This is a genomic window from Gardnerella sp. 26-12 (assembly GCF_001660745.1).
In the GTDB taxonomy this organism is placed as follows: domain Bacteria; phylum Actinomycetota; class Actinomycetes; order Actinomycetales; family Bifidobacteriaceae; genus Bifidobacterium; species Bifidobacterium swidsinskii.
Genome location: NZ_LWSR01000009.1, coordinates 4,177 through 18,307 on the forward strand (window position 1 = coordinate 4,177; position 14,131 = coordinate 18,307).

Here is a 14,131-nt window from a genome sequence, read left to right on the forward strand (position 1 = left end):
CCCCCCCCATTAGATTCATTACCAGCTTCCCCATTAGCTTCCCCATTAGCTGCCCCATCATTTCTCTTACCTTCTTTTTTATCTACCTCTTTAGCCTTATCCCCTTTAACTTCTTTACCAGCTCCACCTTCACCCGACTTATTTTGACCCCTATTATTCTCGGCAGCAGCAGCCAAAACAGCAGCAAACAATGGATTCTTCGTTACGTTGGCATAAGCTATCGCAGGCAACACAGTTACGCTTAAAATCATAGAAACTACGCATGAAACGGCACCAATTGTCGAGAGAATACAATCTCTCCTTCTCTCCTTCATCAATCTTCCTCTCATGTGAGCAAATCCCCTACCGGCGTATAAGCGGTACACAAAAAACAAGTGCGCATCAAAGAAAGTTCACCGGCGAACGCAATCTTTACACATAACTATTCATAGTATACGCCCAAATGCGAAAAATTGGTATAACAACTTACTAATAACAAATTTATACMKSAAATTTTTATAACAAATCGCCGCAACAAACGAAATCGCTATGACGAATATCCGCAACAGCAAATTCGCATTACATTACCGCAGGTTGCGCTTATAAATTTCAGCCATACCTTTGAAAATCAAGTCAGGATCGTAAAAGTCAATCGTTTTCACGTCTTTTTCAAACAATCTACCCAATCCGCCAGTAGCAATTACCTTAAACGGCTCACCAATCTCCGTCTTAAACTGTTCTATTGTGCGCTCAATTCCACCCAAGAAGCTGTAATATAATCCAGCTTGCATTGCGAGTTTAGTAGATTTTGCAAGAACAGACTGCGGTCTAGCTATTTCCACTTCTGGAAGCTGAGCCGTGTTATCCCAAAGTGCCGCAGCTGCAGTACGAATACCTGTGCAAATAAGTCCGCAAGTAATAGCACCACTTTTATCTATATAGTTGTAAGTTGTTGCCGTACCAAAATCAATAACTAGTACAGATCCTCCATATTCACTAAACGCACCAACGCAATCAGCTAAACAATCCGCGCCAAGAGTTCTTGGCTCATCAATACGAATATTCATACCGGTTTTAACACCAGGGCCTACAATCATAGGATCAATATGAAGAAATTTGATAATACTAGCGCGGAATGAATGCATAACTTTCGGCACAACAGAAGCAACGATAACATCTTCAACATCGTTTATTGTAAATCCGCTTAAATGCAAAAATTGCGCAATCATAATGCCATACTCGTCTGATGTATGATTAGACTTTGTTGTCATACGATAAGTGCCAACAATTCGGTTATTTTCCAAAAAACCCAGCACAATATTCGTATTACCAATGTCTACTGCTAATAACATGTGTGCCTACTTCCTATATTGGCATTTACGGATTAATTAAGTTAATCTGCAATCACGTGCGCACGTATTGTATATGTATTTATACTATCCTATTGTATTTATACTACTTTTGCTAATAATCTTACTTTTACGCAAAATTAAGCTGCTTTTACGAAATCACTTAATCGTAATAAGTTACGAAATTATCTAACTACAAATCCTTGATTGTAACCATATTCTTGAAGATCTTTTTCCCACAATAAAAGACCATCTTTTAAAGAAATACGTTTACCAGGATCATCTGGGAGCCACAATTTACTTCCATCATCTTGAGTAACACCAGCATCAATCATGGCTTGCACGTTTAATCTAGCTAAAGATTTAACACTCCAGTCATATGCTCGACCCATAGTTGCTCTAAAATCACTTCGCGAGTACACTTCAAAAGGTAAATACCTGTATCCCGTATCCACGCGATTAGCGGCATCTGCAAATACACGATTAAACTTCTGACCGCCAAAATAAGGTATATCAATGCCTCGTGAATCACGAATAGTAGCTCTATCTAAAAATGACTTATCTCTAAGCGTAACAACATCTGCAGGAAACGCTCCACCATTGACACGAGTACGAATTCCATGCATATCATGGCATACAAAATTCACAAATCGCATTGCTGCTTCAGGCTTACGACTCGATTTAAGCACAGATAACGAAGAACCGCCCATTTCTGCATTACGCTTTTCTCCGTGCATAGTTGGCACATTCGTCACCTTCCACAATCCTGCAGTTCCAGGCACATTTTCCAGAAGCAAAGACGGCATCCAGGCTCCTGAGAAAACAGAAGCAATCTTGCCAGCTCCAACACCGTTCTTCCAACGTTGACTCCAAGTTGTAGTTCTAATGTCAATCAAGCCTTCATCAATCATTGATTGCCAGAACTTTGTGAACTCTTCAGTACCCTTATCTTTACTCAATCTAACAGTAACTGTTTTCCCATCATGAGAAGTCATAAACGGGTGTCCACCTGCAAGCCAAATCATAGCGTTATAAAAACTTGCGTCACCTGAGTCTGCTGCAATATACACACCGATATCTTTAAGCTTACGAGCAGCATGACGGTAATCTTCCCAAGTGTGTATTTTTGTGGCATCTACACCAGCCTGCTTAAATACGTCATCATTATAAAACCAAGCCATTGGGCCAGAATCCATTGGTAAACCGTAAACACGTCCACCAAGTTGCACAGAAGACCATGTTCCAGGAGTATAGAAAGTGCGAGTATTTTTCACACGATCAGTAATATCTAAAAGCTGTCCACTTACCGCATATTGCGGAAGAGCAAAATATTCTAATTGAACAACATCTGGCATACCATAGCCATCTTGAATAGCGCTATTAAGATTGCTATATCCGCTAGTATCCTTTACAGTTACGTGAACATCCGGATTATGTAGTTCAAATTCTTCAGCAAGTCGTTTCATGCTTGGTTCCCAAGACCAAACACTAATTTGAGTTCTAGAATCTTTAGTTCCGCATCCGCAAGAAAATAGCAAAGAAAAAACACAAAGTATCGAAAAAAGCAAGCGTCCAAAATGATTGCGTTGTTGCAAAATTCTTGCAAATGCAGACATAAGATTTGCCATCCGTTACTTTGTGTTACTCAACGTTGTTATGCGCTTACTCAACAGTTACAGACTTTGCAAGATTACGAGGCTTATCAACATCATAACCTTTTAACTTTGCCATATCCATTGCAAATAATTGCAATGCAACTACATCTACAAGAGGACTTAGCAAAGTTGCACATTTAGGACGCCAGAACACAATATCTGCATAGCGAGAAGCATCTGGATCACCCTCTTCTGCAACAGCTATAGTGAAAGCTCCGCGCGCTTTAACTTCTTCAATTCCAGAAATAACTTTCGCATGAAGCACATCACGACCGCGAGAAGATGGCACAATCACAACTACCGGCTCACCTTCATCTACAAGCGCAATAGGACCGTGCTTAAGCTCACCTGCAGCAAAACCTTCAGTAAAGGTATACGCAATTTCTTTAAGCTTCAACGCACCTTCTAGCGCAACAGGATAGCCAACATGTCGACCTAAGAAAAGGAAAGATTTAGCTTCCAGAGTATGCTCAGCAGCTTTCATAATTGATTCAGATTGTGCATCAAGTACATGCTGAATTTTATCCGGCATCTCTTTTAATTGCGCAACGATTTGCTGAATTTCGTCGCGATACATAGTGCCTTTTACTTGCGCCAAAAACAGACCAAGCATATAGGCTGCAACTATTTGCGCAACAAAAGCTTTAGTAGATGCAACTGCTATTTCGGGACCTGCATGCGTGTAAAGAACTGCATCAGATTCGCGCGGAATGCTAGAACCTTGCGTATTGCAAATTGCAAGAACCCTACTTCCCTGCTCGCGCGCGTGACGCAAAGCCATAAGAGTGTCCATTGTTTCGCCAGACTGCGATATTGCAACCACCAATGTTCGATGCGTCAAAATAGGGTCACGGTAGCGAAACTCGTGCGCAAGCTCCACCTCAACCGGCACGCGCACCCAGTGCTCAATAGCATATTTTGCAACCAAACCTGCGTAACTTGCCGTTCCGCAAGCAACAACAATAATTTTGTCAATTGCGCGCAACACGTCTTGGCTAATATGAACTTCGTCAAGAACAATATTTCCCTGAGCGTCAAAACGCCCGCGCAAAGTGTCTGCAACAGCGTGCGGATCTTCATGAATTTCCTTATCCATAAAGGAATCCCAGCCGCCTTTTTCTACAGCAGACGCATCCCAGTCAACTGTAAAACAAGTAGGATTTTCAACAATATTATTGTCAAAATCAGTTAGAAGCAAAGATGCTTTGCCACTGCCATCTACATCTCCAATGCACACCGCTTGATCTTGACCAACTTCCAAGACTCGATCCGTATAAGCAACAAAAGCTGCAACGTCAGAGCCAAGGAAATATTCACCGTCTCCAAGACCTACAACCAACGGCGAATCGTGACGAACGGCAGCCACAATACCTGGCTGACGAACGTCAACAGCAAGTAATGTGAAAGCTCCTTTTAACATTTTTGCAGTACGACGAAGAGCTGTGAATAAATCCGGCTTACCAGTTTCGTTTACAATATCATTCGCAATTTTGCCAAGTAATTTTGCAGCAACTTCAGTATCTGTTTGAGAAGAAAATTCGTATCCTTCTTCGTGAAGTTGCTCTTTTAATACAACAGCATTTTCAATAATGCCATTATGAATAAGCGCGATTTTGCCATCTGCACTAGTATGAGGATGCGCATTAATGTCACAAGGAGCACCATTAGTAGCCCAACGAGTATGACCAATAGCTGCACTCGCTTCAGGCATAGGATTTGCATCAATATCGTTGCGAAGAACAGATAAACGACCAGCTTTCTTTCGCACAGTCGCACATTTCATCCCAGGAGCAACTAAAGCTACGCCCGAAGAGTCATATCCGCGATATTCTAGACGCTCTAACCCACCTAAACAAACTTCTAAAGGTTTTGCACAAACTTTTCCAAAACCTGCGTATCCTACAATGCCACACATAATCTTCTATTGTACGTTATGCGAGCGAGTGCACGCCAGAGAAGCACACAAAAACTACGCAAAACTACATAAATAAGATGTGTTTCTTACGTAAATTACAATACGTGATTTAGGAAATCTTTAAAACGATCAGTTTGCGGACTAGTAATAATATCTGCACTACCCTGCTCAACTATGACACCGCCATCCATAAACACAACCTGATCTGCAACCTCACGCGCAAAACCAATTTCGTGAGTTACTACAATCATAGTCATGCCATCTTTAGCAAGATTTCGCATAACGGTTAACACTTCACCTACAAGCTCTGGATCTAGCGCAGATGTTGGCTCGTCAAATAGCATAATTTCCGGTTTCATAGCAAGAGCGCGAGCAATTGCAACGCGTTGCTGCTGACCGCCTGAAAGTTCTGCAGGATAATGGTTCATACGCTCATCCATGCCGACTCGCTTTAGTTCTTCAATAGCTAAATCGCGCGCTTCTTGAGCTTTCATATGCATAACATGAATAGGAGCTTCCATAACGTTTTCTAAAGCCGTCATATGAGGGAATAAATTAAAACGCTGGAATACCATGCCAAGCTTCGCACGCTGTTGAGCAATTTCTTTGTCGTTAAGAGCCTGCAGACATTTCTCACCTTTATGCATTACTTGCTTTACACCGATGCGCTCGCCATAAATACTTATACTTCCTGCAGTCAAAGTTTCTAGTTGATTAATTAAACGCAATAATGTCGATTTTCCTGAACCGGACGGACCCAAAATAACTGTTACACTACCTGGGTTCACTGTCATATTAATACCGTTAAGTACATGCAATTGACCGAAAGATTTTTGCACATCGCTAATAGCAACCGCAGGAAGATTAGATTTTGCTTCTACCATTTATTCACATCCAATTTGTTTGTTTCNTGYMWMWTWTAMASWTYWCAAAGAAAAATATTAAAATTTAAGCTATTATGCGCTTATTTAAGCATTAAATCCGAGCATAGCAGCATCATTTCGTCCTTTAACATTTTTCCGTTTAGCATCTAATGATTGATCGCCGCGCTGATCAGAATCAGTATTAAGTTGAGCATGCTTTACAATATCTCTTGCTTCAAAACCTTTAGCAAAATGCTTCTCGAGCATGTATTGCAAAACCATCAAAATGGAAGTAATAATCAAATACCAAATACTCGCAACAAGAAGAAGCGGAATTGGTTTATAGATACGGTTAGCAATAGCATTTGTAGCAAATTGCAATTCAAGAGTAAACGGAACTGCAAGAACTAACGAAGTCGTTTTTAGCATACCGATTGTTTCGTTACCAAGCGGAGGAACAATAATACGCATTGCTTGAGGAAGAATTACACGCCTCATAGTTAAAGCTCTACCCATTCCAAGAGCCTTAGCAGCTTCAACTTGTCCACTATCAACGGCTTCCAATCCTGCTCGAACGATTTCCGACAAATAAGCGGATTCATTCAAAGACAAACCAACTACAGCAGCAGTAAGAGAAGTCATAATTACATTAGAATCAATAGACCAAAATTCTACAGAAGTAAAAGGAATGCCAATACTAATTCTCGGCACAAGCACTGCAAACATGCCCCAAAATACAAGCTGCGTATAAACAGGAGTACCACGGAAAAACCAAATAAAGAACCAACTTACGCCACGAAGCACAGGATTAACTGACTTGCGCATCATCGCTAAGCCTACCGCAAACACGATTGAAATTACCATAGCAATTAGCGTAAGAAGTAACGTCCAGCCAATACCAGAAAGCACGTTATCGCTTATTAAATATATTCCGACTACTTGCCATTCAAAACGAGGGTTAGTAATAATACTGTAAAGAAGCGAACATGCTATTACAGCTACAATGACTCCGGCAATAATAGGTCCTGGCTTTTTTACTGGCAAAATACGTTCAGAGTTAGCTACTCCGGACTTGCTCTTAGCAGAGTTACCAATTAAAGAATTCAAAATATGCTCCAATAAGTACGTTTATACAAAAACAGCAAAGTAAAGAAACAATCTGAGCCGAGAATTCAATCACGACTCAGATTAACAATATCAWTTTANATAATTATTCAATATTTATCTAATATTTTTTAAAAGCAACTTTTAGCCTTCCACAATATCAGCATTAAGGCAAGTCTTAAAATGACGCAAAGCCCATTCGTGACCTGCAGGATCAAAGCTTGCAACGGCATCCTTGTGAACCACAATCTTGAATCCAAGATTATACGCATCGACAGCAGTGTGAAGCACGCAAATATCCGTGCAAACTCCCACCAAATGCAGCTCTTCAATGTGACGTTCGCGAAGCTTAATCAGCAAATCCGTGCCATTAAACGAAGAGTAGCGAGTTTTATGAATGTAATAAACGTTGCTTTTATCTTTATTTGCTTCGTAAAAATCACCAAGCGTGCCATATAACTTCTGGCCGTGAGTTCCTGCGATATTGTGAGGTGGGAAAAGCTTAGTTTCAGGATGATACGGATCGTTCAAATGGTGCGTATCAATCGCAAAAACCACGAACTCACCAGCGTCAAGAAATTCCTGCGAAATCTCAGTAATACGCTTCTCGAGCTTTTGCGCAGGCTCGCCCACAGTAAGAGAGCCATCGCTTGCCACAAAATCATTCGTATAGTCAATGTTAATAAGGGCTTTATTCATACCTACTCCTTGTATGAAATTTACAGAATAATCGCAAATAGCATTACTGCTAACAGCATTATTGCAAATAGCTCTACTGCAATAGTATAATCGCTTTAGTTACAATATTCCGCATTCTTAATTGCTTGATTTTATTTCAATTGATAGCCCAATTATCAACTCAATTGCTGGCCCAATTGCAATCGGCGCAATACCTTAATATTCAAAGAATACTCAAAGCTCATTTGCTTCTGCACCGACTATCATCATTTAATCACTACCTTGCGGCAAATGATGCTACAAAACGTTTGCCGGGGATTTTTCGTTACTGGTGCAGTACGGTTTCTGCGCGCATGTCTCTGTTGTCTGTTTTTAACTACATTTGCCGTAAGTTTTCCTCGCGTTTGCGCGGCGACCTGCTTGAGCGCAGCATTGCGCGCGCGAAAGCAATTCGGAGCGTGAGCTTGCTCAGACGGAAAGTCCAGTGGACTTTCCGTGCAAGCTCAGCAGTGAGCGCTTATAGCGCGAGCGTTGTCCAGAGTTTGGAGGATTACAAAAAACAGTAGTATACGAAAATAAAAAAGCGGGGAGTGAAAACTCCCCGCTAGAAAAATAATGCGGCAGCGTGCTAGTCTCCCACACCCTATCGAGTGCAGTACCCTCGCCGTGTCAGGCCTTAGCTTCCGGGTTCGGAATGGGACCGGGCGTCTCACCTGAGCCATGACCACCGCAAAACTAGATTATACACTCAAAACCATTGAGTGGCAACACGTGGCGGTTTGGGAACCGGACATGAACGCGAATAAAAACTCTCTTACCAACTGATCGTTAAGCAAAACATTCAGTACTCATTAACGCTAGAAGAATAATACTCATGAGGAACTCACCCTCCCCACTCACAAAAGTGAGGAAGAATGTCACCATCGCCCGTTAGTACTAGTCAGCTCCACCCCTTACAGGGCTTCCACATCTAGCCTATCAACCACGTGTTCTACATGGGGGCTCACACACTAAAGTGCAAGGAATGCTTATCTTGGAGCAGGCTTCCCGCTTAGATGCTTTCAGCGGTTATCCCTTCCGAACGTAGCTAACCGGCAGCGCCACTGGCGTGACGACCGGCATACCAGAGGTTCGTCCACCCAGGTCCTCTCGTACTATGGGCAGGTCTCCTCAACATTCCAACGAGCGCAGAGGATAGAGACCAAACTGTCTCACGACGTTCTGAACCCAGCTCGCGTGCCGCTTTAATCGGCGAACAGCCGAACCCTTGGGACCTGCTCCAGCCCCAGGATGCGACGAGCCGACATCGAGGTGCCAAACCATCCCGTCGATATGGACTCTTGGGAATGATCAGCCTGTTATCCCCGGGGTACCTTTTATCCGTTGAGCGATGCCACGTCCGTACGCCGGCACCGGATCACTATCTCCGACTTTCGTCCCTGCTCGACCCGTCAGTCTCACAGTCAAGCCCGCTTGTGCGATTACACTCAACACCCGATTGCCAACCGGGCTGAGCGGACCATTGAGCGCCTCCGTTACTCTTTAGGAGGCAACCGCCCCAGTTAAACTACCCGCCAGGCACTGTCCCTGACACGGATAACGTGTCGAGGTTAGACGCCAGATATGGAAAGAGCGGTATTTCACCTGTCGACTCCACGCAAGCTAGCGCCCACGCTTCACAGCCTCCCGCCTATGCTACACGATCCACACCTAACGACAATACCAAGGTATAGTAAAGGTCCCGGGGTCTTTTCGTCCTTCTGCGCTTAACGAGCATCTTTACTCGTACTGCAATTTCGCCGGGCTCCTGGCCGAGACAGTGGGGAAGTCGTTACGCCATTCGTGCAGGTCGGAACTTACCCGACAAGGAATTTCGCTACCTTAGGATGGTTATAGTTACCACCGCCGTTTACCGGGGCTTAAATTCACCGCTTCACCGAAGCTAACGGATCCTCTTAACCTTCCGGCACCGGGCAGGCGTCAGAGCGTATACAGCGGCTTACGCCTTCGCACGCTCCTGTGTTTTTGGTAAACAGTCGCTACCCCCTAGCTTGTGCCACCCCCAACAGCTCCGCTTGTAAAAAACATCACCATCAGGGGTCTCCCTTATGCCGAAGGCACGGGAGTAATTTGCCGAGTTCCTTGGCCAGGATTCGCCCGATCGCTTCGGTATACTCTACCAGACCACCAGTGTCGGTTTAGGGTACGAGCGGAATCACACCTCACGTTGAAGCTTTTCTTGGCAAGCAGGATCACCGGAATCAGCCTTACAGCCTACCCATCACGCCTCAGCTTTAACATCCCCCGGATTTACCTAGGAGACAGCCCACACGCTTAGCCACGGAAAACCACCTCCGCAGCCGGCTACCTACCCGCGTCACTCCCACGCTAACCTACTACCGATACAGTCCCAACACAAACCAGCCAACAACCCCGAAAGGCAATCAACCAGCAAATGAAGGTTAGTACTCTCAGATTCAGTTCGAACGGTGTAACACCGGTACGGGAATATCAACCCGTTCATCCATTCGACTACGCCTGTCGGCCTCGCCTTAGGACTCGACTCACCCGGGGACGACGAACGTGGCCCCGGAACCCTTAGTCATTCAGCGGACGGGATTCACACCCGTCTCTCGCTACTCATGTCTGCATTCTCACTCCTGTAAAGTCCACGACAAGTTCACACTGCCGCTTCACCCCATACAGGACGCTCTCCTACCCCGCATGAAACAAATCATGCAGCCGCGTCTTCGGTGGCGTGCTTAAGCCCCGCTACATTGTCGGCGCGGAACCACTAGACCAGTGAGCTGTTACGCACTCTTTCAAGGATGGCTGCTTCTGAGCCAACCTCCTGGCTGTCTATGCGACTCCACATCCTTTCCCACTTAGCACGCGCTTCGGGACCTTAGACGACGATCAGGGCTGTTTCCCTTTTGACGACGGAGCTTATCCCCCGCCGACTCACTGCCGTGATAAACCTAACAGGTATTCGGAGTTTGGCTGCTATTGGTACCCGGTATGGGCCCGCAAGCATCCAGTAGCTCTACCCCCTGTAAGCAATAACACGACGCTGCACCTAAATGCATTTCGGAGAGAACCAGCTATCACGGAATTTGATTGGCCTTTCACCCCTAACCCCAAGTCATCCCCCCAGTTTTCAACCTAGGTGGGTTCGGTCCTCCACACGGTCTTACCCGCGCTTCAACCTGCTCAGGGCTAGATCATCCCGCTTCGGGTCCAGGACATGCGACTCAAACGCCTTTTAAAACTCGCTTTCGCTACGGCTCCCCCACCCGGGTTAGCCTCGCCACATACCACTGACTCGCAGACTCATTTTTCGATAGGCACGCCGTCACCCCACAAAGAAGGCTCCGACGGATTGTAAGCGCACGGTTTCAGGAACTATTTCACTCCCCTCCCGGGGTGCTTTTCACCTTTCCCTCACGGTACTAGTACACTATCGGTCAGACAGGAATACTTAGGCTTACCCAACGGTCTGGGCAGATTCACGCGGGATTCCACGAGTCCCGCGCTACTTGGGAATAAACATAAAGAGACATCGCACGACAAGCTACGGGGCCATCACCCTCTACGGCTGGGAATTCAATCCCATTCACCTAGCACGACATTTTATCACTCTCCTCAACCCCGTCAGAGGCTGAACAGTCCATCCCACGACCCCGAATGCGCAACACCTGACGGCTATCACACGCACCCGGTTTAGCCTGATCCGCTTTCGCTCGCCACTACTCACGGAGTATCCTTTCCTGCAGGTACTGAGATGTTTCACTTCCCTGCGTACCCCCCACAAAAACTGTGGTGACCACTCATAACAGTGGCCGGGTCTCCCCATTCGGAAATCCTCGGATCAAAGCCCACTCGGCAGCTCCCCGAGGCATATCGCAGCCCGTCACGTCCTTCATCGGTCCTGTCTACCAAGGCATCCACCATACGCCCTTACCAGTGACAAACACTAAAGTAAGAACCCATCAGCAAAATTCTCTAGACAAAAAATCATCACACTAAACGATCACAAAACGATCAAGCGACTCCAACAAAAGGAGCCGGTTGAAATTGATAAAAGCAAAAAAATCGAAACCAAAAAGTTTCGCATTTTACTCGCGTCCACTATCCAGTTCTCAAACCACCACAACACCACAAAACCCAAGCCAAACACTCAAAAAGCATCAACCTGAAATCCTGTGAGTCAAGGACCGCAACCCCAAACAAAGGGGGGTGGCAATCCGGGAACCCAAAAGCATGCCCAACAAACTCATCAAAAAAACGTCAACTATTGTTTTCCACACCAGTAACCACACTCAAACCGAGCGTGCACAAAAACTCCGTAGAAAGGAGGTGATCCAGCCGCACCTTCCGGTACGGCTACCTTGTTACGACTTAGTCCCAATCACGAGCCTCACCTTAGACGGCTCCATCCCAAAAGGGTTAGGCCACCGGCTTCGGGTGCTGCCCACTTTCATGACTTGACGGGCGGTGTGTACAAGGCCCGGGAACGCATTCACCGCGACGTTGCTGATTCGCGATTACTAGCGACTCCGCCTTCACGTAGTCGAGTTGCAGACTACGATCCGAACTGAGACCGGTTTTAAGGGATCCGCTCCATGTCACCATGTCGCATCCCGTTGTACCGGCCATTGTAGCATGCGTGAAGCCCTGGACGTAAGGGGCATGATGATCTGACGTCATCCCCACCTTCCTCCGAGTTAACCCCGGCGGTCCCCCGTGAGTTCCCGGCATAACCCGCTGGCAACACAGGGCGAGGGTTGCGCTCGTTGCGGGACTTAACCCAACATCTCACGACACGAGCTGACGACGACCATGCACCACCTGTGAACCTGCCCCGAAGGGAAACCACATCTCTGCAGTCGACAGGCACATGTCAAGCCCAGGTAAGGTTCTTCGCGTTGCATCGAATTAATCCGCATGCTCCGCCGCTTGTGCGGGCCCCCGTCAATTTCTTTGAGTTTTAGCCTTGCGGCCGTACTCCCCAGGCGGGACGCTTAACGCGTTAGCTCCGACACGGAACCCGTGGAATGGGCCCCACATCCAGCGTCCACCGTTTACGGCGTGGACTACCAGGGTATCTAATCCTGTTCGCTCCCCACGCTTTCGCTTCTCAGCGTCAGTAACAGCCCAGAGACCTGCCTTCGCCATTGGTGTTCTTCCCGATATCTACACATTCCACCGTTACACCGGGAATTCCAGTCTCCCCTACTGCACTCTAGCCCGCCCGTACCCGGCGCAGACCCACCGTTAAGCGATGGGCTTTCACACCAGACGCGACGAACCGCCTACAAGCTCTTTACGCCCAATAATTCCGGATAACGCTTGCGCCCTACGTATTACCGCGGCTGCTGGCACGTAGTTAGCCGGCGCTTATTCGAAAGGTACACTCACCCGAAAGCTTGCTCCCAATCAAAAGCGGTTTACAACCCGAAGGCCTTCATCCCGCACGCGGCGTCGCTGCGTCAGGGTTTCCCCCATTGCGCAATATTCCCCACTGCTGCCTCCCGTAGGAGTCTGGGCCGTATCTCAGTCCCAATGTGGCCGTCCGCCCTCTCAGGCCGGCTACCCGTCGAAGCCTAGGTGGGCCATTACCCCGCCTACAAGCTGATAGGACGCGACCCCATCCCATGCCACTAAACACTTTCCCAACAAGACATGCGTCAAGTTGGAGCATCCAGCATTACCACCCGTTTCCAAGAGCTATTCTGGAGCATGGGGCAGGTTGGTCACGCATTACTCACCCGTTCGCCACTCTCACCAACCAGCAAGCTGGTCAGATCCCGTTCGACTTGCATGTGTTAAGCACGCCGCCAGCGTTCATCCTGAGCCAGAATCGAACCCTCCACGAAAAAACTTCAATGAAGAGCCAACAAAAGGCTCCAATATTAAAAAGAAAAAGACGAGACATTCTTTAAGGAAAGAACATCCCAACAAAAACCTCACCACCATTTAACCATCTCTCAGGCACCCTGCAATCTGCAAGGCAGGCAATGAACTGGCAATAATTAACTAATAAGTAGTACAGACACGCTCTTGAGTTCTCAAACCACCACCACACCAGCCGGCTCATCAACCTCAACCGAGGAGAACCAGCCGCGCTGAGCAGCAAGAGATAAACTTACACCAACCCACGCTAAAACGCAAACCCACCAAAAACAAACACCCCAAAACCATTGAAAACAAGCCAAAACACCGGCGTGTCGAAAACCACGAAAAAACACCAAAAAACCAACACAAGACCAGGAACAATAATCAAAACCAACAAAAAATAATCAAGAATAGCCCCAAAAACATCAAAACCGGGAGTGTCGCATCGACTTGCTTTTCGCTTAAAGCGTAGCGCGAAAAGCAACCCGATGCGGTAGCGCTTGCTTATGCAGAAAGCACAGTGTGCTTTCCGCGCAAGCGCGCAAACAATTACGCTTTCTTTAAACTAATTAAGAAAGCGTAATCTGACGACCAAAGAAGATTAACTTAAAGTGAGCTTAATGCGGTAGCGCTTGCTTTACAACGCTCGCACAAACTCAGCAGCAGTACATACAAAATATATGAGCTCTATTT

9 protein-coding genes and 3 rRNA genes are annotated in these 14,131 nt (G+C 46.3%); 1 reads left to right on the plus strand and 11 read right to left on the minus strand.

Going from position 1 to position 14,131, the window contains the following annotated elements; genetic code table 11:
• The 7 genes from A5295_RS06300 to A5295_RS01180 form a co-directional block, all read right to left on the minus strand.
• A partial coding sequence (locus A5295_RS06300; protein ID WP_197479833.1) for a hypothetical protein occupies positions 1-314 on the minus strand: 314 nt, incomplete at its 3' end.
• A gap of 249 nt (positions 315-563) precedes the next feature.
• Positions 564-1,331 carry a type III pantothenate kinase gene (locus A5295_RS01155; protein ID WP_004108421.1) on the minus strand — a complete coding sequence of 256 codons (768 nt, stop codon included), beginning with the start codon at positions 1,329-1,331 and terminating at the stop codon, positions 564-566.
• A gap of 182 nt (positions 1,332-1,513) precedes the next feature.
• Complete coding sequence (locus A5295_RS01160) at positions 1,514-2,944, minus strand: ABC transporter substrate-binding protein (RefSeq protein WP_033888514.1); 1,431 nt, start codon at positions 2,942-2,944, stop codon at positions 1,514-1,516.
• Between the two features lie 46 nt (positions 2,945-2,990).
• Positions 2,991-4,898 (minus strand): glutamine--fructose-6-phosphate transaminase (isomerizing), encoded by a 1,908-nt coding sequence (glmS, locus tag A5295_RS01165; RefSeq protein ID WP_064621499.1) that lies wholly within the window; start codon positions 4,896-4,898, stop codon positions 2,991-2,993.
• 95 nt (positions 4,899-4,993) lie between these two features.
• A complete protein-coding gene (locus A5295_RS01170) occupies positions 4,994-5,782 on the minus strand; it encodes an amino acid ABC transporter ATP-binding protein (protein WP_064621500.1) in 789 nt (262 codons plus the stop codon).
• A gap of 84 nt (positions 5,783-5,866) precedes the next feature.
• Entirely contained in the window at positions 5,867-6,856 is a 990-nt protein-coding gene (locus tag A5295_RS01175; protein ID WP_033888515.1) for an amino acid ABC transporter permease, read from the minus strand.
• A gap of 153 nt (positions 6,857-7,009) precedes the next feature.
• On the minus strand, positions 7,010-7,564 hold the full coding sequence (locus A5295_RS01180) for a cysteine hydrolase family protein (protein ID WP_004118531.1): 555 nt from the start codon (positions 7,562-7,564) through the stop codon (positions 7,010-7,012).
• A gap of 125 nt (positions 7,565-7,689) precedes the next feature.
• Between A5295_RS01180 and A5295_RS06305 the strand changes: the two genes are divergently transcribed.
• A complete protein-coding gene (locus A5295_RS06305; RefSeq protein WP_197479834.1) occupies positions 7,690-8,109 on the plus strand; it encodes a hypothetical protein in 420 nt (139 codons plus the stop codon).
• A 49-nt stretch (positions 8,110-8,158) separates the two neighbouring features.
• On the opposite strand, the gene rrf is transcribed toward A5295_RS06305, so the two are convergent.
• The 4 genes from rrf to A5295_RS06310 form a co-directional block, all read right to left on the minus strand.
• Positions 8,159-8,275, minus strand: a 5S ribosomal RNA gene (gene rrf / locus A5295_RS01185).
• A 179-nt stretch (positions 8,276-8,454) separates the two neighbouring features.
• Positions 8,455-11,514: ribosomal RNA gene (locus tag A5295_RS01190) — 23S ribosomal RNA — on the minus strand.
• Positions 11,515-11,892: 378 nt separating this feature from the next.
• Positions 11,893-13,419: ribosomal RNA gene (locus tag A5295_RS01195) — 16S ribosomal RNA — on the minus strand.
• Together the 16S, 23S and 5S rRNA genes form the textbook arrangement of a ribosomal RNA operon.
• Positions 13,420-13,611: 192 nt before the next feature.
• Positions 13,612-13,758, minus strand: a complete 147-nt coding sequence (locus A5295_RS06310; RefSeq protein WP_162861153.1) for a hypothetical protein — start codon at positions 13,756-13,758, stop codon at positions 13,612-13,614.
• Positions 13,759-14,131 lie beyond the last annotated feature (373 nt).

Coding starts and splice junctions, on each gene's coding strand:
- A5295_RS01155 (WP_004108421.1), bottom strand. CDS start 1,331: ATGTTATTAGCAGTAGACATTGGTAATACGAATATTGTGCTGGGTTTT.
- glmS (WP_064621499.1), bottom strand. CDS start 4,898: ATGTGTGGCATTGTAGGATACGCAGGTTTTGGAAAAGTTTGTGCAAAA.
- A5295_RS01160 (WP_033888514.1), bottom strand. CDS start 2,944: ATGTCTGCATTTGCAAGAATTTTGCAACAACGCAATCATTTTGGACGC.
- A5295_RS01180 (WP_004118531.1), bottom strand. CDS start 7,564: ATGAATAAAGCCCTTATTAACATTGACTATACGAATGATTTTGTGGCA.
- A5295_RS01170 (WP_064621500.1), bottom strand. CDS start 5,782: ATGGTAGAAGCAAAATCTAATCTTCCTGCGGTTGCTATTAGCGATGTG.